The organism is Streptomyces sp. NPDC015220, from assembly GCF_043079345.1.
Lineage (GTDB): Bacteria > Actinomycetota > Actinomycetes > Streptomycetales > Streptomycetaceae > Streptomyces.
Genome location: NZ_JBIBUK010000016.1, coordinates 24,376 through 43,831, shown reverse-complemented (window position 1 = coordinate 43,831; position 19,456 = coordinate 24,376). Strand labels below are relative to the sequence as shown.

Here is a 19,456-nt window from a genome sequence, read left to right as displayed (position 1 = left end):
TCAGGCTCCCTTGAGCAGAAGCGACTTGCGGGTGGTGAACTCGGCGTTGGCCCGGTCGTAGTCGTCGGGGCGGCCGATGTCCAGCCAGTATCCGTCGAACTCGTAGGCGTGCGGCGGCCGTCCGTCCCCGAGCAGGTCCAGGACGAGTTCGTCGAAGCCCAGCGGCAGGCCGGGCGTGTAGCCGTCGAGCGTGGCACGGGACAGGCCGTAGACACCCATCGAGACGCGGTAGTCCATGCTGGGTTTCTCGGTGAAGGCGACGACCTTGCTGGCGTCGGTGGTCAGCACCCCGAAGTCGATGTGCACCTGGCGGGCGTACGTGGCGATGGTCAGCGGCGCGCCCGAACTCCGGTGCCGGCGCAGGACGTCGGCGTAGTCGAGATCGGTGAGGACGTCGCCGTTCATCACCAGGAACGTCTCGGGCAGGCGGTCGCGCATGGTCAGCAGCGGCCCCATGGTGCCCAGGGGGCTCTCCTCGGTGGAGTAGTCGACGCTCATGCCCCACTGTGAGCCGTTGCCGACGTAGGCGCGGATGATCTGGCCCAGGTGGCCGATGGCGATGGTGCAGCTGGTGAAGCCGGCCGCGGAGAGCTGGCGCAGCACGATCTCCAGGATGGCGTGCTGGTCGCCGATGGGCACGAGCGGCTTGGGCAGCGCCGTGGTGTAGGGCCGCAGCCGGACGCCCTTGCCTCCGGCCAGTATCACTGCGTGCATGGGCCTCTCCTTCGTGGACGTGCCGTACGGGTCAGATGTTGTAGATGCCGGTCTTGTAGCGGCCCAGGTTCGCCGGGTCGCGGAAGAACTCCACGGTGTGCGCGAGCCCCTGTTCCAGACTGTGCGTGGGCTGCCAGCCGGTCGCCTCGGCCAGCCGCGTCGCGTCCGCGACCAGCCGCATCACCTCGGAGTTCGCCGGCCGCAGCCGCGAGGCGTCCTCGCGCACGTCCAGCGCGGTGTCCATCACCTTGCCGATCAGCGCGACGAGGTCGCCGACCGAGATCTCACCGCCCGTCCCGGCGTTGAAGGTGCGCCCCACCACCCGCTCGGCCTCGGCCGTGCCCACCGCGAGGAACGCCCGCGCGGTGTCCTTGACGTAGGTGAAGTCCCGGGTGGGACGCAGGTCGCCGAGGGTGATGGTGCGCTGCCCGGCGGCGACCTGGCCGATGACGGTGGGGATCACCGCGCGCATCGACTGGCGCGGCCCGAAGGTGTTGAACGGCCGCAGCGTCACCACCGGGGTGCCGAAGCTGGCGTGGTAGCTGTCGGCGAGCCGGTCTCCGCCCGCCTTCGAAGCGGCGTACGGCGACTGTGTGTTGATGGGGTGGTCCTCGGTGATCGGCACGGTCCGCGCGGTGCCGTACGTCTCGCTGGTGGAGGTGTGCACCAGCCGCGGAGTGCCGAGGGCGCGCACCGCCTCCAGCACGTTGAGCGTGCCGGTGACGTTGGTGTCCACGTAACTGTGCGGCGCCTGGTAGGAGTACGGGATCGCGATGAGGGCCGCCAGGTGGTAGGCGCAGTCGGCCCCTTCGAGCAGCCCGCGGACGGAGCCCGGGTCGCGGACGTCGCCGAGGACGATCTCCACCTGGTCGAGGACGTCGGCGGGCAGGGTCTCCAGCCAGCCGTAGGAGGAGAAGGAGTTGTACTGGGCCATGGCCCTGACCCGGTGCCCGGAGGCGACGAGCGCCTCGGTGAGGTGTGAGCCGATGAAGCCCTCGGCTCCGGTGACGGCGGCGAGCGGTGCGGATGTCAACTCTTGGTCCTTTCGGAGGTGTCTTCGGGGGCGTGGAGCGGGTGGAGCGGGTCGGGGAGCCCCGTGGAGGGCCGTTGGGGTGCTCGTGCCGGGAAGTCGTGCGGGGCGGTGGCGTGTCCGGCGCGCTCGCTGCGCCCTGGGGGTGTGCTCCGTACGGCCCGGCCGGTCACAGGTGCGGGGCCGGCCGGCCGAGCAACCGCAGCACACACGCCGAGAGACACAGCGCGGCCGCGCCGCAGCACAGCGGCAGCACGGCCGGCCCGGGTGGCGTCCGCAGCACCGTGACGGCGCCGGCGCAGCCCGCCGCCAGGAGACAGACGCCGGCCGGCGGCCAGGCCGCCCCGAACGCCTGGAGCAGCAGCGCGGTCCACAACGTGGCCGCCAGGAGCAGCAGTTCGGCCGGACCGGCCCCGGTGAGCGGTGCCGCGGGCAGCAGCGGCGCGAGGTAGGCCAGCAGGCACCCGCCGAGGATGAGGGCCGAGCGCAGCAGGAAGCCCGCGGGTGTCGCGGTCCGGCGCAGCGCGGCGATCGACCAGCCGCGGTAGCGGTAAAGCAGCCACTCGGCCGGCCCCATGCTCACGGTCAGCACGATCACCGCGTACGGGTGCCGCCGGCCCTCCAGCAGCACCAGGACCGCCGCGGCCAGACCGAACAGACCGTAGGGGAGGGAGGCGACCAGGCGCGGGCGCGGGCCGTCGGCGGCGGCCGGGACGGCGAGGTCGGCCCGCAGGGCCAGGGCCGTGGCCGCGAACGTGGCCAGCAGCGCGAGCAGCGGCAGGCCGGCCCGGGGCCACGGCCCGGGCTCCCACCACGGCAGCACCGCGGCGCCCGCGACCAGCGGGCTGAGCGCCGCCAGCAGCCACCGCTCCCGGGCGAGCACCAGCAGTACACCGGCCGCGGCCAGGTACGCCGACTGCGCGGCCGCCACCCACAGGACCGGGCCGCCGCCGGTGAGCGGGGCCGCGGCGGCCGTGGCCAGCGACGCGCCCAGCGGCGCCCCGGCCAGCAGCGTGCGCCCGGCCTCCCGGCGTCCCGCGACCATCCGCAGATGGGCGCGGTGGCCGAGCGCCTGCCCCCAGGCCCAGGAGACGATGCCCGCCACGACGAGGGCCGGCGCGTGCCGCCCGGGGTGCCACAGCGGCGCGGCGAGCAGATACGCCAGCCCCGGCAGCGCGAACAGGATCCCGCGCAGCAGACAGCGCACGTGGTCCGGGCGCCAGGGATCGCGCGTCGGCGCCGGCTCGGGAAAGCTCCGGGGCACCCGCTCGTAGAGCGCCGAGGCCAGGGAGAACAGGTTCGGGTGTCCGTACCGGTGCCGGATGACGTCGGCCGACAGCCCGTCCGCCTCCAGCAGCGCCGCCACCTCGTAGGGGTGGACCGCCGGTCCGATGCGGTCGGCCAGTTCGGCGGCCAGCCGGCTCACCTCGTCCTCGTCGGGCCCCTGCCGCGCCGCCCGCAGCGCGAGGGTGCTGTCGTCGGTGCGGCGCGGACGGCCCGGCCGGGTGCCGGCGAGCCGGAGCGCGAGCGTGTCCTGTTCGGCCCCGCCCGGTTCGAGAGCCATCGGTCCGCTCATATGGCGACGCTCCCCGTGGCCGAGGCGACCGGGCCGGCCGGCGCGCCGTGGCCGGGCCCGGCGGGGGTGGTGACCAGGGCGGGCCCGTCGGCCGGGGCCGCGGCGGTGCCGCCGACCGTCCGGAGCTCCGCCCGCGGTCCCTGTCCCGCCGCCAGTTCCAGGTAGATGGAACGGAAGGTGTCGATGGTCCGGCGCAGGGTGAACTGCTCGATCACCCGCAGCCGGGCCGCCTCGCCCATCGCCAGGCGGCGTCCGGGATCGCCCAGCAGCCGCAACGCGGCGGCGGCCATGGCGGCCGGGTCCCGCGGCGGAACCACGAGACCGGCCTCGCCGACGGCCTCCCGCACTCCGCCGACGTCGGTGGAGACGGTGGCCCGCCCGCACGACATGGCCTCGATCAGCGTGAAGGGGAACCCCTCGCTGATGCTGGACAGCATCACCACGTTGCCGGCGGCGTAGGCGTCCTTGATGTCCTCGACGCGGCCCTCGAACCTGACGGCGTCCGCCTGCCCCAGTTCGGCGGCCAGGGCCTCGCAGCGCTCCCGGTACCCCTCGCCGCCGCGCGGCGTGCCGCCGAACAGCCGCAGCCGGGCCTCGGGCAGTTCGGCCCGTACCAGGGCGAAGGCGCGGATCAGGGTCTCCAGGTCCTTGATCGGGTCGACCCGGCCCGCCCAGCTGAGGGTGGGCACCTCCGGCTCGGGCCCGGCCGGCGGGAACGCGGCCGGGTCCACGCCGTTGTAGACGGTGCGGATGGCCTCCGGGTCGGCGCCGCCCTCCTCCTCCCACAGCCGGTTGTAGCGGTTGCCCGGGGTGATCAGCGCCGCCCTGCGGTAGCTCTCCTCGGCCAGCAGCCGGAAGAAGCCCAGGACGACCGCCTTCACCGGCCAGCGGTAGGGCGCGGTGCGGTAACCGAGATAGCGCTCGCGCAGATAGACGCCGTGCTCGGTCAGCAGCAACGGCACGCCGTGCTGTTCGAGCGCGGCCAGTCCCGGCAGCACGGCGACTCCGCCGCTGACCGCGTGGGCCACCCCGGTGCGCGGCGGCGCCGCGGCCAGCGGCCGGAGCGCGTGTTCGAGCAGGCCTGTGGCGGTGAGCGCGTCGTGCAGGGTCGGCCGGGCCTCGCGCACCACCAGACCCGGACGGTTCCACACGGCGCTCAGCACGGAGACGGCCCGGTCACCGCGCAGGAAGGGGCTCAGGGCGCCGTCGGCGGCGGCCCGCGCCATGGTGTGCAGCGCGGGCGCGAAGCCGGCCTCGGCGCGCGGATCGAGCAGGGAGGTCAGGAACTGCTCGTAGGCGCCGGTGAGCCGGTTGCGCGCGCGTCCGCGCGGCGGGCGGCCGTCCGGCGGGGTGCCCCACATCGGCACGGACACCACCTGGGACACGTGCCCGGGCAGCTCCCACACGACGGGCTCGCGGCCGGTGCCGGTGACGGCGAGGACGTCGAACTCCAGGTCGGGCATGCCCTGGACGAGCTGGTCGCACCAGACGCTGACGCCGCCGTGACTGTGCGGATAGGTGCCTTCGGTGAGCAGGGTGACGCGCGTCGGGTCAGTGTGTCGCGCGCCGCGGTGAACGTGCATGGAGGTGCTCCACGGCCGAGGTGTGGGGTGGGTCGTGCCGGTCCCGGCCGCGAGGGCGCGGCCGGGACCGGTCGGGTGTTCGGCGGGCCGTTCAGCTCCCGGTACTCCGGGCGGCCGGCTCGCTCACACCCGCGGGGACCCGGGTGCCCGGGGCGGGGGCGGTGACCGGACCGGGGGTGGCCTTGGCCGTGGCCGCGGGGGCCGCGGCGGCCGACGGCACGGTGAGCGTCAGCGGCTGTCCGGCCGAGGGGGTCCAGCCGGACACCGCACCCGCGTACGCCGTGCCGAACGCCTGGCCGCCCAGGGCGGTGCCGGCGGGCATGGTGGCGGTGACCGCCAGGCCGCCCGGCGCCGACACCGTGACCGTGTCGCCGATCCGGTAGGCGGTGACCTGGCCGGCGCGCACGGCCGACTGCCAGGCGGCGCGTCGCTGCAGCTCGGCGCCGATGTCCTTCATCCGCAGGTTCACCAGGGGGGTGTCGTCGGTGAACAGCGCGCGGTAGCCGTTCAGCACGCCGTCGAGGATCGGGTAGGCGAGGCGGTCCTCGGCGAAGTTGGACTGGTGGACGAAGTGCGGCTTGGGGTCGCCCGCGAGCACGTGGCCGAGGGCGATGCGGGTCTCCAGCGGCACGATGTGGTCGGCGTACCCGGTGGCGGTGTCCAGCGGGGCCGGCAGGCAGGTGGTGGTGGCCGGGTTGTCCTCGCAGATGCCGCTGCCGCCCTGGGCGCGGCTGGTGTAGATCCAGTTGTACTCGTCCACCTGCTCGCTCGCCCGTCCCGCGTTGTAGAACACGTTCATCGGGTACCGGGAGATGGTGGTGGCGGGGCCGACCTGGCGTTGCACGGGGTCACGGGAGTTGTCCGAGGCGAGCCAGGTGACGCCGTTGTCGGCGAGCGCGGGTCCCAGGTTGGGGTTGTCGTCCGGCTGTTGCGGCAGGATCCTCAGCCCGGAGTGCTCACCGGTGACCAACTCGTCGTTCTGCAAAGGCAGTCCCGCCGCCTGGCCCCAGACCCGGTTGAGGGCGATCTCGTCGGAGACGTCCTTGCGGCTGACCCACTTGGTGCTGCCGTCGGCGTTGGTTTCGCAGCGCCAGGGCACCACCGTGACGTCCTGCTGGCAGCCGAGGAAGGCGTGCGTGTAGGTGTGGTTGACCCAGCGGAACTGGTTCCGGTCGGCGATCAGTTTGTCGGCGAGCGCGTCGACGCCGTTGTTGTCCTCGCGCTGGTCGACGCTGCCGGCGCCGTTGTAGACCAGGTCGAGGGTGAAGTCGTTGTTGCGCTGCCAGGCGGTGGCGTAGTCGACGTCGGCGGGGGTCATGCGGATCGGGTCGGGTGTGCCGTCGGCGTTGGCGCAGTCGACGTCGCCGGGCGTGCAGTTGAGCCGGCTGTCCCAGCGGTCGTCGGCGGCGAACACGTCGTCGACGTGCACGGCGAAGTAGTTGCGGGAGGCGCCCAGGTGGACGCCGCCGGTCATCCACTGGACGATGCCCCGGGCCAGCAGGCGGAACTGCTGCTGGTACTGGTTGTAGACGAAGGTGACGACGAGTTCGCGCCGCCCGTCGTGCCGGTACTCGCCGACCAGCGACCCGCGCGTGGAGCGCCCCGGGATCGGGGCGTCGACATACGGGGTGAAGTCGGCGCCCGCCGCCGGCTGCGAGAGGTAGGCGTAGCTCTCGCCCACGGTGGGGGAGTTGTCCTCGAACGGCACGGCTTTGTCCAGGTAGCCGAAGGGCCCCGCCTTGCCCGCCGCGGTGACCTGGGCCTGGACGCCGTCGACGCTGCCGGAGTAACCGCCGTAGACCGGGTACTGCAGGCCCGCCTCGGGGCGGGCGTAGGTGTAGGCGTCGACCTGCGGAACGCCGTAGGTCCGCTCGTAGGCGGTGAGCGCCGCCATCTCGGCCGAGCCCGCCGCGAACGGATTGTCGTTGGGCAGGACGACGGCCTGGTACTTGGCCCGTGGTCGGCCGTCCACCGTGTCCGCGAGGAAGCCGGCGTTGATCACGGGTCTGCCGGACTGGGTCAGGTCCACCTTGGTGTAGGGCATTCCCTCGGTGTCCAGTTCGGCCGCGATGGCGTCGGTGGCCGGGCCGCCGTCGCTGACGATCAGCGTCCGCAGGTCGACGCGGGGCGCGGGATCGTCGGCGCGCGCCGCTCCCGCGGGCGATCCGAGTGCGGCGACGAGCGCGCCCACCGTGAGCGCGGTGGTGCGAATGGTCCGCTTCATTGCGGTGAGTCCTCTCCCCCCGGACAGGGGTGAGTACGGCTCCAGTGGAGCGGACGCACCCCCCTTGCGTGACGCCGGCATCCCCTCGAAGCCGGTCGTCGACGCTTCCGTCGCGTCATATGGTGATGGCTTTGTGTGACTTGTGCGGCCGCGTTGCGAGTCCTGACGGAAAAACGCAGGTGACCACAGGGCCGCCTGTCGGTTCCCGTCGTCTGCCGAGGTGTGCGGCGCCCCGGCGGTCGGCCGGCCGCTTGCGCAGGTCCGGACCTGTGCGGTGCACCGGCGGACCGGTCGGGCCCGCCGGTGGGAGTGCTGTCGGCGCCGGCCGTGCCACCTGCTCGGCCCTGGACCGAATTCAGGTCACGTCGGACGGTGCCGGGCCGTCAGGCGCAGGCGACACGGGTCTCCGGCGTGTAGACGGGGCCGCCGTTGACGCTCGTGCTGTCGCTGAACTCGGCGTAGTAGTACGAGTAGAAGCCGATGTTGCCGTTGCAGCCCGAGTCGGCGGCGACCTGAAGGGTCAGGGTGACGGTGCGGCTCTGACCGGGCGGGACGGTCGCGCCGTAGTTGCCGCCGAGGTTGGCCGGACCGGTGCCCGAACACGGGGTGCTGCCGGTGGCCGTGGCCAGGGTGCACCCGGTGAAGCTGTACTTGAGGTCGGGCCGCTGGGTGGTCAGCCAGGTCGGGTCGATCGTCTGGTAGACGAACCAGATGTCGTAGGTCTTGTTGTTGGTCAGCGTCATGGACAGCTGGACCGTGCCGCCGGGAGTGGTGGTGGCGGTGTCGGTGGAGAACGTCAGGGTGGCCGGCGCGGGGTCCGCGCTCGCGCTGGGGGCCAGGCCGAAGACGGCGAGGAGGAGACCGAGGAAGGTGGCGAGGCCGAAGCGCCGCATCAGAGGTGATCGCATGGCCCGGGAGGCTAGATAGGCGGCTGGCGTCCCGTCTGCCCCTCGGGAACCGCCTGTCACCCGCACTGGCCGAAGGTGAGTGTCAGGTGAAGGGCGCGTGAGGGAACCGTGAGGTCATGCACGCGACAGGCGAACACGCAGTGTATCGGCACGGTGACGGATGGCTCGGTATGGTGGCCGGTCCCGCTCCGATCCCCGGAATCCGCTGGTCCGCCCGAGCGCACTTTGGCGCGTAACCAACACCTCCGGGGTCCCGGCCGCCCTCGCCGTACCCGTCGGCACCGGTCCGAGCGGCGGCGCTCGCAGGGCGTGTCCGGGAACGGCCCCGCGGCGGCCCGACGCGGACGGGGGAGTCGGACGCGCACCGCGCCACGCGTGGGCCGGGCATCGCTCGTAAGCGTTTCAAGAACTTCGGTCAGGGTTGTTGACCCGGCCCTGCGGCGCCTGCACATTACCTATCGGTAGAACCAAACGGTAACCCCGCGTCGGGTAACGCCACGGCGTCGCGTGGGCGTCTTCGGCCCATGGCGCGGAAGCCGGCGCATCCTCGTTCGAGCCGCCGCACTCTCGTACACCAGTACGCCGCGCGGGCACGAGCCGTGCCCGTCTCCCGGCGTCCCGCCTCCCGAGAAGAGAGAGCACATGCCGAAGCACGCCCTGCATCGTGTCATGACCATGACGGTGACGGCGGTGGCCGCCTTGGCCCTCGGCCTCACCGGAGCCACCGCACAGGCCACCACGACCCTCGACTACGTCGCACTCGGCGACAGCTACAGCGCGGGCTCGGGCGTCCTGCCGGTGGACGCCACCAACCTGCTGTGTCTGCGCTCCACAGCGAACTACCCCCACGTCCTCGCCGCCAGGACGGGCGCCCACCTGAAGGACGTGACCTGCGGCGCGGCCCAGACCAAGGACTTCACCGAGGCGCAGTACCCGGGAGTGCCCCCGCAGGCGCGGGCGCTCGGCACGGGCACCGACCTGGTGACGCTCACCATCGGCGGCAACGACAACGGAACCTTCATCAACGCCATCACGGCCTGCGGCAGCGCGGGCGTCCTCAGCGGCGGGACGGGCAGCCCCTGCAAGGACAAGAACGGCTCCTCCTTCGACGACCAGATCGAGGCGAACACCTATCCCGCGCTCAAGGCCGCGCTGCGCAGTGTCCGGGCCGCGGCGCCCAACGCCCGCGTGGCCGTCCTCGGGTACCCGTGGATCACACCGGCGGCCGCCGACCCGGCCTGCTTCGTGAAGCTGCCGATCGCCTCCGGCGACGTGCCCTACCTGCGCGGCATACAGGCCCACCTCAACGCGGTCGTCCAGCGCGCCGCCGAGGAGACCGGCGCGACCTACGTCGACTTCAGCCAGGCGTCCGAGGGCCACGACGCCTGCAAGGCCGAGGGCACCCGGTGGATCGAACCGCTGCTCTTCGGCGACAACCTCGTGCCGGTCCACCCCAACGCCCTGGGCGAGCGGCGCATGGCCGAACGGGCCATGAGCGTCCTCGGCCTCGGCTGAACCGGCGGCCGGCACGCGCACGCCGGCACCCGGTGCCGGCGTGCGCCACGCCCCGCCCCGGCCGGCCGGGCCGTCGCGCTCGCTCCACGGCGGCGGCCGGCGGTCAGCCGCGGTCTTCGAACATGTCCAGCAGCGCCTGCTCGTCCACCTCCGGCACGGGCTGCTCCGCCCGCGGGACCTGCTCGGCCCAGACCGTCTTGCCCTGCCGCATGTAGCGCGCGCCCCAGTTCTTGGTGAACTGCGCGACCAGGAACAGCCCGCGCCCGCCCTCCTCGGTCGTGGCCGCCCGCCGGATGCGCGGCGAGGTGTTGCTGCGGTCGGACACCTCGCAGATCAGGGAGTCACCGCGCAGCAACCGCAGCCAGACCGGCCCCTGACCGCCGTAGCGCACGGCGTTGGTGACGAGTTCGCTGACCACCAGACCGGTGGTCGCCTCCAGTTCCGACATGCCCCAGGCGGCGAGCTGGGCGGAGGTGAGGGCCCTGGCACGGGCCACCACCGACGGGTCGGACGGGAACTCCCAGGACGCCACGCGGTCCTCGGGCAGCGCGTGGACACGGGCCAGCAACAGCGCCACGTCGTCGTGGGGACCGCCGGGCACCAGGGTCCGGGTGACCCGGTCGCAGGCGTCCTCCAGCACCGGCCCGGCCCCGTTCAGCGCGGTCAGCAGGTCCGCGATGCGCGCGTCGGTGTCCCCGTAGCCGCGGTTCTCCTTGAGCAGGCCGTCGGTGTACAGGGCCAGCAGACTCTCGGCGGGCACGTCGACGGTGGCGGACTCGTACGGCTGGATCCCGCCGAGCCCGAGCGGCGGGCCGACGGGCAGATCGACCAGCCGCGCCCGGCCGTCCGGGGCCAGCAGCGCGGGCGGCGGATGACCGGCCAGGGCGGCCGTGCAGCGGCAGGTCACCGGGTCGTACACGGCGTACAGCAAGGTCGCCCCAATCGCCGGGTCCTGGTCCTCGTCCCCGGCCGGGCCGTCGGCCGGATCGTCCAAGGCGGTGCCGACCAGGTCGTCCAGGTGCGTGAGCACCTCCTCCGGCAACAGGTCCTGCCCGGCCAGCGTCCGCACCGCCGTGCGCAGACGGCCCATGGTCGCCGCCGCCTGGAGCCCGTTGCCGGGCACGTCCCCGACGACCAGCGCCACGCGCATCCCGGACAACGGGATCGCGTCGAACCAGTCTCCGCCCACGCCCGTCCGGGCGTCCGCGGGCAGGTAGCGGGAGGCGAGGTCGACGGCGCTGACCCGGGGCAGGGCGCGCGGCAGCAGACTGCGCTGCAGGGTGAGGGAGGACTGGTGCTCGCGGCGGTAGTGGCGTGCGTTGTCCACGCTGATCGCGGCACGGGCGGCCAACTCGCCCGCCAGCGTCAGGTCGTCCTCCTCGTACGGCCGCGCACCGCCTCGCCGGTAGAAGCCCGCCAGGCCCAGGACACAGCCTCGGGCGGACAGCGGGGCGCCCAGGTAGTGGTGCGCCCCTTCGCCGAGCGGGGCGACGGGGTGCACGCGCTGTGCCCGGTCTCCGGCGAGCACGGCCGTCAGCACCGAGTCGGTGACCGGCCGCTCGGTCTCCAGGCAACGGGCCTGGGGTGTGCCGGCCGGGTAGTCGACGGGCTCGCCCACGCCGCCGGCCGGCTCGCCCGCGTTCTCCTCGCCCGCCCAGACGGCCACGCGGCGCAGCGCGGTCCCGGGACAGGGCCGGCCGAGCGGTGGCTCCTCGCCCGCCAGAGCGCTCTCGACGAGGTCGACGACGACCAGGTCGGCGAAGCCCGGCACGGCGATCCTCGCCAGTTCCTCGGCCGTGCACCGCATGTCCAGGGTGGTACCGAGACGGGTGCCCGCCTCGGTCAGCAGGGACAGCCGACCGCGTGCCTCGGCGGCGAGCCGGCCGACACCCGGCTCGCCCACCATCAGCAGCCACGCGTCGGGCGGCTCGGCGGCGTCTGTGTCGACGCCGGGCTGATCGGCGCCCGGCCACGTCCCGTCCGGCTCGCCGGTGCGCGGTCCTGGCGCGCCGGACTCCTCGCCGCGCGGCCCTGCCGGGTCCCGCCCGGCGGTGTGCGGTCGCGGCCCGGCGGCGGCACGTTCCGTCGCAGCCGGCCCGGCGGCGGCGCCCGTGTCAGGTGGCACCCGCCCGGCCGCGCCCGCCGCCAGGCCGGCCAGGTTCAGAAGCGGGACTTGCCGGCCGTCCGGTGCGGTCGCGGTGACGGGGCCCGGCGTCCGCGTACCGCGGGGGTCGGTGAAACCGACCTCGACCGCCGCGCCCCCCGCCTCGCCGTGCCGCAGCTCCCGTCGGCGCAGCAGGGCGAGGCGGCCGCCGGCCAGCGGCACCTCGGCGTACGCCTCACCGTTGAAGGAGATCAGTTCGATCGCTCGCTCCAGCAGTACCATCCGCTCCTGGGGCGACAACCGGGGCGGGGCCGGCCCGCCGGGCCGGAGGAGTTCCCCCGAGGCGATGTCCAGCTGGAGACGTCCGCCGGTCCGCCCGGCCCGGCGGAAGGAGCGCATCAGCTCGCGTTCGCGGGCGGTGCTCAGCTCCAGCAGACGTTCCCCGATGCGTTCGGTGGCTTCCTGAAGCACCAGCGCCATGCCGGGATCGCCCAGCGCCATGGGCACCGAGAGGTTGACCGCGCCTTGCACGGCACCGCCGACGGGGTCGCGCACCGGCGCGGCCATGCAGGTCAGTTCCTTGAGGTTGTGCAGGAAGTGTTCCTGGCCGACGACCACGAACGGCGCCCTGGTGCTCAGCACCATGCTGACGCTGCTGGTCCCCATGAACCGCTCGTCGACGTTGGCTCCCGGCACCAGGGACGCGGCGTCCATCAGGTCCAGCCCCGCCGGGTCGCCCCGGCGGTCCACGATGTGCGCGCGCGAGTCCGCCAGCGTCACGGTCACCGGCAGGCCCGAGAACCGTTCGCGCAGCCGGTCCAGCACCGGCGCGGCAGCCCTGAGCAGCCGGGAGTCGGGATTCAGGTCGGACTCGACCGGCAGGACCGCGCCCTCCTGGTCGATGCCGAGGAGGTGCGAGCGCTGCCAGGAGGCAAGGATCTCCGGGCGGACGGCGACGACCGGCGGCTCGGGGCCGCCGTGACCGCGCGGAGCAGCTGGGTACGACTCCACGAAGCCAGGGTAAGCGGACCCGGTGGCGTGCGCCGGGTGTGATCGACCGGGCCGTGGCGGTGACGGTGAGCGGCCTACGGCCGCCGCACCTCGAAGTGGAAGCAGCCGTACTCCAAGGCCCTCACGTGCACCAGCGCGACCTCCGGCGCGGCGAAGGCCTGGGTGAGGGCCCGCTCGAACCCGGCGCCGGTGTCCTCGGGGATCTCGAACAGACTTCCGCCGACGATCCGCCCCCCGGTGTCGTAGCGGCGGATGGTGCGCAGCGCTCCCGGCCGCGCGAAGGGATAACCCTCGGCGGCCCGCGGTCCCTCGCACGGGTCGGCGTGGATGAACACCGGCCCCGTCTCGTCGTACGCCCCGGGACTGGCCCCGGTCGCCGCCGCCCAGCGCCGCAGGGGCGCGTAGGACACCAGTGCGACCCGCTCGCCGGGCTCGACGGCGCGCAGGCAGCAGCGCAGCGGACTGCCCACGCAGGCGAGTGGGACGCCGTCCTCGCGCGCGACGTACGGCCTCGTGGGCCGTCCCGAGTCGTCGGTGTCACGCAGCTCGGCGAGGGCGTCGGGCGGGATGGGAAGGGCTGTGTACTCGGTCATGGCCCAAGCCTCGTCGGGCGGCCGCGGACACGCTGGCGGAATTCGGACGCGGTGCCCCTCCTTTGTCGGACACACGTTCGAACATGACGGGGAGGCATCATGGATCCATGCGGACACGCGCACTGCTCATCTACGACGGCGACTGTGGCTTCTGCACCCGTGCGGTGGCCTTGTTGAGGCGACGGATCCGGCCCGACTGCGACGCCGAGCCGTGGCAGTTCACCGATCTGCGCGCCGCCGGTGTCACCGAGGAGCGGGCCCGGCACGAGGTGCTGTGGGTGGCACCCGACGGCATGGTGCTCGGCGGCGCGCGGGCCGTCGCGGAGCTGCTGCGCGGCGCGGGCGGCGCCTGGTCCGCCCTGGGAACGGTCCTCCGGCTCCCGCCGGTACGACCTCTCGCCCACCGTGTCTACCGGCTCGTCGCAGACAACCGGCACCGGCTGCCGGGCGGCACCCCCGCCTGCGCGCTGCCCGGCGCGACGAAGTCGTGACCGGGCTGGGCCCACCACGCGGCGGACACGGCCCGGTCACGGACGCCGCTCTCACACGTGTGTGATCGACACATGTGAGGGCGGCACGACGTGCCGCGGCCGGGTACGCCGTGCCGCCCGGCACCGGCGCACCGGCTCCGGATCGCTCTGGTTCCGGATCGTTCCGGCCCGTGCCAACCGTCCGCCGTCCGCCGTCCGCCGTCCGCCGTCCGCCGTCCGTGGCCGGTCGGCCGGTGACCGACGTGCCGTCGGTGCTTGCGACGCACGGCCGGTGCGGTCGCCGTGCCGTCGGGGCACGGCAACGGCCGGCGTTCCCTCCGGCCGAGCCCGCCGCCGTCAGTCGAAGGTCTCCACGTACTCCTCGGCCGGACCCAGCTCGGGCCGGTCGTGCAGGGTGAGGCGGTCGCCGAACCTCTCGAGCTCCAGCACGGTGATCGTGTTCTCTCCGGCGCGCAGCAGTGGGCGGGGCACGTAGAGGGTGGTCTGCGGACCGATCTCCCAATAACGGCCCAGCAGCGTGTCGTTGACCCACACGAAACCCTTGCCGAACCCGGGCAGGCCGAGGAAGGTGTCGGCGGGCTCGGTCACCGCCAGCCGGGCGGTGGCGAATCCGCCGCTGCCGCCGGCGGGTGCCGCCGAGACGGCGCGAGCGGTCTCTCCCGGCGCCCACTCGTCCAGCGGCAGCCGGTACATGGTCCAGCCGTGCACCAGCCGGCCCGCCACGCGCACCCCGCCGAGGATGCCCTTGCCCTGCCCGAGCAGCGGCCCGTAGTTGATCCGGCCCTGGTTCTCCACCAGCAGCTCCAGCCGGATGCGCGCACCGTCGCCCCGCACGGCGAACGACCCGGTCTCGCGGTCCAGTACGGCCACCGGGGCGCCGTCGACGAACACCTGGGCGCGGTCGTGCAGACCGGTGACGGTCAGCTGGTGGCGGCCCGGCGGCAGCAGTGGCTCGGCCGCGTACAGCACCAGGCCGGACGCCTGCCCCAGCTCCTCGAAGCTCAGCGGCAGCGGCGCCCGGACCGGTTTGCTCACCGACCGCAGTGCCGGCAGCAGGGCCGCCCGTCGGGTGACCTCCAGGGCACGGGGCGCCAGCAGTGGCGGATCGGCGGGCGGCGCGGGGTCCGCCGGCCCGGCCGCCGATGACCGGCCGATCGTCGCCAGCCGTTCCCGCAGGGCGAAGAACTTCGGGGTCAGCGCGCCGTGTTCGGCGATCGGCGCGTCCGAGTCGTAGCTGGTCACGGTGGGCTGCAGTCGCTCGCCGTCGTGGTTGGCACCGGCCCACAGCCCGAAGTTGGTGCCACCGTGCGCCATGTAGAGGCTCACCGAGCCGCCCGCGTCGAGGATCTGGCCCACGGTCTCGGCGGCGCCGTCGGCGGACCGGACGTGATGCCGCTCGCCCCAGTGGTCGAACCAGCCGTTCCAGAACTCGGCGCAGAAGAACGGCTCGCCCGGACGGCGCGAGCGCAGCAGCGCGGCCGCCTCGTCAGGGCCCGAGCCCAACGTCGCGGCCGCGAGCTGTCCGGGCAGGCTGCCGCCGTCCTGCATCAGCGGGGTCGGCCCGTCGGCCGTGTAGAGCAGTTCGGTGACGCCCCGCTCGACGAGGGCGTCGCGCACCCAGCGGACGTAGGCCCGGTCGTCGCCGTAACTGCCGTACTCGTTCTCGATCTGCACGGCCACCACCGGGCCGCCCCGTCCGGCCTGGAGGCCGGCGACCCGGGGGACCAGCTCGTCGAACCAGCGCCCGACCGCGTCCAGGAACGGGCGGTGGGAGGTGCGCAGACGCATCCCCGGGGTGCCGGTCAGCCAGGCGGGCAGGCCGCCGTTGTCCCACTCGGCGCAGATGTACGGCCCCGGACGTACGACGACGTCCAGTCCGGCCCGCTGCGCCAGTCGTACGAACCGCTCCAGGTCGCGGCCGCCGTCGAAGCGGACGTCGCCGGGTCTGCGCTCGTGGAAGTTCCACGGGACGTAGGTGTCCACGGTGTTGAGGCCGAGCGCCGCCAGCCGCCGGAGCCGGTCGGCCCATTGCTCGGGATGGACGCGGAAGTAGTGCAGCGAACCGGCCAGGACACGGTAGGGGCGGCCGTCGCGCAGCAGGGTGCCGTCGGCGAAGGTCAGGGCGGCCGCGGGCCGTCGCCCGGGGGCGGCCGGCGGTGTGCGGTCGGGGGTGGAGAGGTGCACGTGTGGGCTCCGGCGGTCCGGCCCGTGCCCCAAAACCACCGGGGCGCGGGAGGTGATCAGAGGTGCGATGACGGACGCACCGGAGCCGCGGCCGCGGCCGGACGGCCGCTGGGCGCGGGCACCGGTGGTCCCGGTGGGTCGGGCGCCGCCGCCCGCCGAGGGGGCCGGGGCGGCGGCGCGGCGGATGGGTCAGGCGGCGCAGTGGAACTTCGCCTGCGCCCAGTCCCCGTGGTCGCCGGACTTCGTGCCGTCCGTGTCGGTGACCACGAGGTGGACGTGGCGGGCTCCGGTCAGCGGTACGTCGACGGGCAGCGGGTCGGACCTGCCGCTGAGGGTGGGGGAGGACCACAGCGTCCTGCCGTCGGCGACGACCGAGAAGGAGACGCCGCCGTAGCCGTCGATCTCGTCGTCGATGCCGACGGTCGCGGTGAGGGAGGAGCACCGGCCGCCGAGCCAGAACTCGATGTCGGAGTCGGCGTGCGCGCCGATGCCCTTGGCGTAGGTGGTGCCGCCCAGGGAGAGCGGGTGGCCGTCGTCGGCGGCCGACTCCCCGTTGCTGCGGTCGCGTTCGGGCGGTCCGTAGCCGTTGGCGGCGCTCAGCCAGGGCAGGTCGCCGGCCCAGCTGTCGTCCTTCGGAGGGGCCGGCATGGTCCGCAGCGCCGCCCGCTGTGCGGTCACCCTCTCCTCGCCCGCCGACCGGTAGCGGGCGGTGCCGGTGAGCACGGCCTCGCCCGCCCGGGCGTCGGCCGGCGCGGTCACCTCGAACTCGGCCTCCACCTGCTGCCCCGGCCGGACCCGGCCGACGGTGCGCGCCGGTGACACGGTCCAGCCCTCGGGCGCGGCCAGGGACAGCTCGGCGCCGTCGGCGCCGTTCCGGCCGGCGGTGAAGCCCACCGTGACCCTGCCGGACACTCCGGCGCCGATCTCCTCGGGCGGGGAGACCGAGACCGTGCCGGTCGCCGCGGGCGCCTCGCCGCCCACCGCGCTCGCTCCGTCCAGGTCGATCCGGAAGGCCCGGGCGGTGCTGATGCCGTGCGTCTTGACGTGGACGACTCCGGCCCGGTCCGAGGCGTCGTACCACCAGCCCTGGCCGGCGGCGTCGAAGGCTGCCTTCGAGGTGAGCCGGGTCAGCGTGCGGCCGTCCAGGCTGACGTGCCGCGGAGCGGAACCGGTGTGCACGGTGAACCGGTACGGACGCGCCGTCTGCTTGCCCGCGAAGTCGCCCTTCTCTGCGCCGACCGCGATGCGCACCCGCCCCGCGCCACTGTGCGGAGCGGTCACCGTCACCGGCTGCTCGGCGTACTGTCCGGCCCGGTGCCGGCGGGTGACGCCGTCGTCCTCGTACAGGGTGAAGGAGGTCCGGCCCTGCGGGTAGACGTCCCAGGCCAGGGGAGAGTCGGCGGTGCGGTCCCGGTAGGAGCCGGCGCCCGGCCACATCGGGACGGACGCGCCCGCCCTGACGAACAGCGGCAGGGTGTCCAGAGGGGCCTGGTAGCCGTCGACGGTGGTGGGACCGTGGTAGGTGCGCCCGGACCAGTAGTCGACCCAGTCGCCCTTCGGCAGGTAGATGCCGTCACGGACCGAGGAGTCGCGGTAGACCGGGGCCACCAGGAAGTCCTCGCCGGTCAGGAACTCGTACTTGGCGGCGTCGCCCGCCGCCTGCGGGTCGTCCGGGTACTCGAGCGCCAGCGGCCGCACGGGGCCGACGCCGGTGCGGTGGGCCTCGGCCGCGTAGGTGTACATGTACGGCAGCAGGGCTTCCTTGAGCTTGAGGTACTTGCGGTTGATGCCGGTGTACGGCTCTCCGTACCGGTACGGCTGCTTGTCCTGGGCGGCCCAGCCGTCCATGGTCATCACGGCCGGCAGGAACGCCTTCCACTGCAGGTCGCGGGTGTAGGTCTTGGCGCTGCCGCCGAATATGCCGTCCACGTCGCCCGTGGTGTAGGCGAGACCGGACATGGTCGCGCCGGCGTAGGTGGGGATCTGCCAGCGGATGTAGTCCCAGCCGCCCGACTGGTCGCCGCTCCACTGCACGCCGCAGCGCTGCGCGCCCGACCAGCTCTCCGGGGCCCAGGTGAAGCCGCGCGCGTCGCTGTTGTCCTCGATGCCGCGGTAGGCGGCCTTGCAGCCGTCGAGGGCGAACTTGTAGCCGTCGCCCACCCAGGCCACGTCCAGCTTGGCCACCCACTGACCCGCCTTCACCTGGTCGGCCAGCTCGGCCAGGCCGTCCTGGGTCCACAGACCCATCCGGGTCCCGCGGTCGTTCAGGCCCTCGGCGGTCTCGGCGAGGTTCTCGTAGCCGCAGCCGTAGCCGTCGTTGACGAGCATCCAGCCGAGCGGCATGTCGTTCTTCGCGTATTCGTCGGCGACCTTCAGGGCGTCCAGGGTGTGCCGCTCGCCGCGGTTGGCGTTGTGCAGGTAGCAGTCGGAGTCGCCGATCTCCAGGCCGTAGATCGGCGGGAGCATGGGGCGGCCGGTGAGCTCGGTGTACTCGCCGATCACGTCCTTGGCGGAGTCGCCCGCGAAGTAGTAGGCGTCGAACCGGTTCTCCTGCTCGGTGGTGGTGACCGGGTCGGTGAAGGCGTAGGTGCCGGGGGCGTAGGTGTTGCGGTAGACGCCGTAGCCGGCCGAGGAGAGGTAGAACGGCACCGAATTGGGGTGGCCGCCCTCGTTCCAGTCGTAGTCGACGCCCACCTTCAGGGTCCTGCCGCGGTGCGAGGTGTTTCCGCTGCCGTTCTGCTCGCCCGTGCCGTAGAACTGCTCGTCGGCGCCGCGCGCGAGGGTCTGCGTGGTCGAGGCGCCGTCCCAGCTGATGCCGCGGGTCTCCTCCCACAGGCGGGTGCCGTCGGCCCGGTACAGGGCGAACCGCAGCGGCGACTTGTACACCCGCAGGGTCACCTCGTCCGTGGACAGCTCGTAGCGGTCGCCGCGGTCGGCCCAGCGGGTGGCGGGCGCCTTGCCCTGCGGCAGCACGATGTCGGTGCCGACGGGATCGGTGAACGTCCCGTCGGGGGCCACCTCGACGCGGAAGGTGTCCGCCGAGACGAAACCGACCCGGGCCTTCGCGGCGCCCGCCGTGAAGACGTAGGAGCCGCCGGACCGGGAGAATCCGGTGACCGCTCCGATGACGGTCGGAGCTCCGGCGCCGGTGGACCGCGCGGCGGTGCCCGGCGCCGCGCCGGCCGGGACGGCCGGGCCGCCCGCGGTCCCGAGCACCGCGAGGAGGGCCGCGGCGGCCAGGGACGCCCCTCGGGCACGCAGGGTCTTGCGTCTGCGGGGTGGAACGGTCATGTCGATCCCTTCGCAGCGTCGATCGGTGTCGGTCCGGCCGGGTCAGCGAACGTGACCGGCCGCGCCATCCCGTTGCCATCGCCGCCCCGGGATGCGCCGAACGGTCCGGCCCCGCTGGCAGTGATGATTGAACATGCTTGTTATGGCGCGGAATCAAGCAGAATCAAGCACGGGAAGAAGGTATAGCGCACAGTCGTCACTCTGACCAGACCGTGTGCCGGACCGACGGGTC

12 protein-coding genes are annotated in these 19,456 nt (G+C 73.7%); 2 read left to right on the top strand and 10 right to left on the bottom strand.

Features of this window, described 5'->3' with window-relative positions; translation table 11 throughout:
• The 6 genes from ACF061_RS26890 to ACF061_RS26865 form a co-directional block, all read right to left on the bottom strand.
• Positions 1-714 (bottom strand): NDP-sugar synthase, encoded by a 714-nt coding sequence (locus ACF061_RS26890; protein ID WP_392269547.1) that lies wholly within the window; start codon positions 712-714, stop codon positions 1-3.
• 31 nt (positions 715-745) lie between these two features.
• The gene (locus ACF061_RS26885; protein ID WP_392269546.1) at positions 746-1,747 is read right to left on the bottom strand and encodes a GDP-mannose 4,6-dehydratase; all 1,002 of its coding nucleotides are present in this window, start codon (positions 1,745-1,747) and stop codon (positions 746-748) included.
• Between the two features lie 166 nt (positions 1,748-1,913).
• Positions 1,914-3,320: a hypothetical protein gene (locus ACF061_RS26880; protein WP_392269545.1), complete on the bottom strand. Its 1,407-nt coding sequence runs from the start codon at positions 3,318-3,320 to the stop codon at positions 1,914-1,916.
• On the bottom strand, positions 3,317-4,903 hold the full coding sequence (pelF, locus tag ACF061_RS26875) for a GT4 family glycosyltransferase PelF (protein WP_392269544.1): 1,587 nt from the start codon (positions 4,901-4,903) through the stop codon (positions 3,317-3,319). Before pelF ends, ACF061_RS26880 begins: the two co-directional genes overlap by 4 nt.
• Before the next feature lie 91 nt (positions 4,904-4,994).
• Positions 4,995-7,127, bottom strand: coding sequence for a hypothetical protein (locus ACF061_RS26870; protein WP_392269543.1), 2,133 nt, complete (start codon positions 7,125-7,127; stop codon positions 4,995-4,997).
• A gap of 383 nt (positions 7,128-7,510) precedes the next feature.
• Positions 7,511-8,035: a hypothetical protein gene (locus ACF061_RS26865; RefSeq protein WP_392269542.1), complete on the bottom strand. Its 525-nt coding sequence runs from the start codon at positions 8,033-8,035 to the stop codon at positions 7,511-7,513.
• Between the two features lie 642 nt (positions 8,036-8,677).
• Here ACF061_RS26865 and ACF061_RS26860 point away from each other — a divergent pair.
• On the top strand, positions 8,678-9,550 hold the full coding sequence (locus ACF061_RS26860; protein WP_392269541.1) for an SGNH/GDSL hydrolase family protein: 873 nt from the start codon (positions 8,678-8,680) through the stop codon (positions 9,548-9,550).
• Positions 9,551-9,653: 103 nt separating this feature from the next.
• On the opposite strand, the gene ACF061_RS26855 is transcribed toward ACF061_RS26860, so the two are convergent.
• Both ACF061_RS26855 and ACF061_RS26850 read right to left on the bottom strand, forming a co-directional pair.
• A complete protein-coding gene (locus tag ACF061_RS26855; RefSeq protein WP_392269540.1) occupies positions 9,654-12,665 on the bottom strand; it encodes a SpoIIE family protein phosphatase in 3,012 nt (1,003 codons plus the stop codon).
• Between the two features lie 74 nt (positions 12,666-12,739).
• Positions 12,740-13,258, bottom strand: a complete 519-nt coding sequence (locus ACF061_RS26850) for a DUF1203 domain-containing protein (RefSeq protein ID WP_392269539.1) — start codon at positions 13,256-13,258, stop codon at positions 12,740-12,742.
• Positions 13,259-13,365: 107 nt separating this feature from the next.
• Here ACF061_RS26850 and ACF061_RS26845 point away from each other — a divergent pair, with 107 nt between their 5' ends.
• Complete coding sequence (locus tag ACF061_RS26845; protein WP_392269538.1) at positions 13,366-13,749, top strand: thiol-disulfide oxidoreductase DCC family protein; 384 nt, start codon at positions 13,366-13,368, stop codon at positions 13,747-13,749.
• Positions 13,750-14,085: 336 nt separating this feature from the next.
• Here the strand turns inward: ACF061_RS26845 and ACF061_RS26840 are convergent, their stop codons facing one another.
• Positions 14,086-15,870, bottom strand: a complete 1,785-nt coding sequence (locus tag ACF061_RS26840) for a glycoside hydrolase family 35 protein (protein WP_392269674.1) — start codon at positions 15,868-15,870, stop codon at positions 14,086-14,088.
• A gap of 252 nt (positions 15,871-16,122) precedes the next feature.
• The gene (locus ACF061_RS26835) at positions 16,123-19,224 is read right to left on the bottom strand and encodes an NPCBM/NEW2 domain-containing protein (protein ID WP_392269537.1); all 3,102 of its coding nucleotides are present in this window, start codon (positions 19,222-19,224) and stop codon (positions 16,123-16,125) included.
• Positions 19,225-19,456 lie beyond the last annotated feature (232 nt).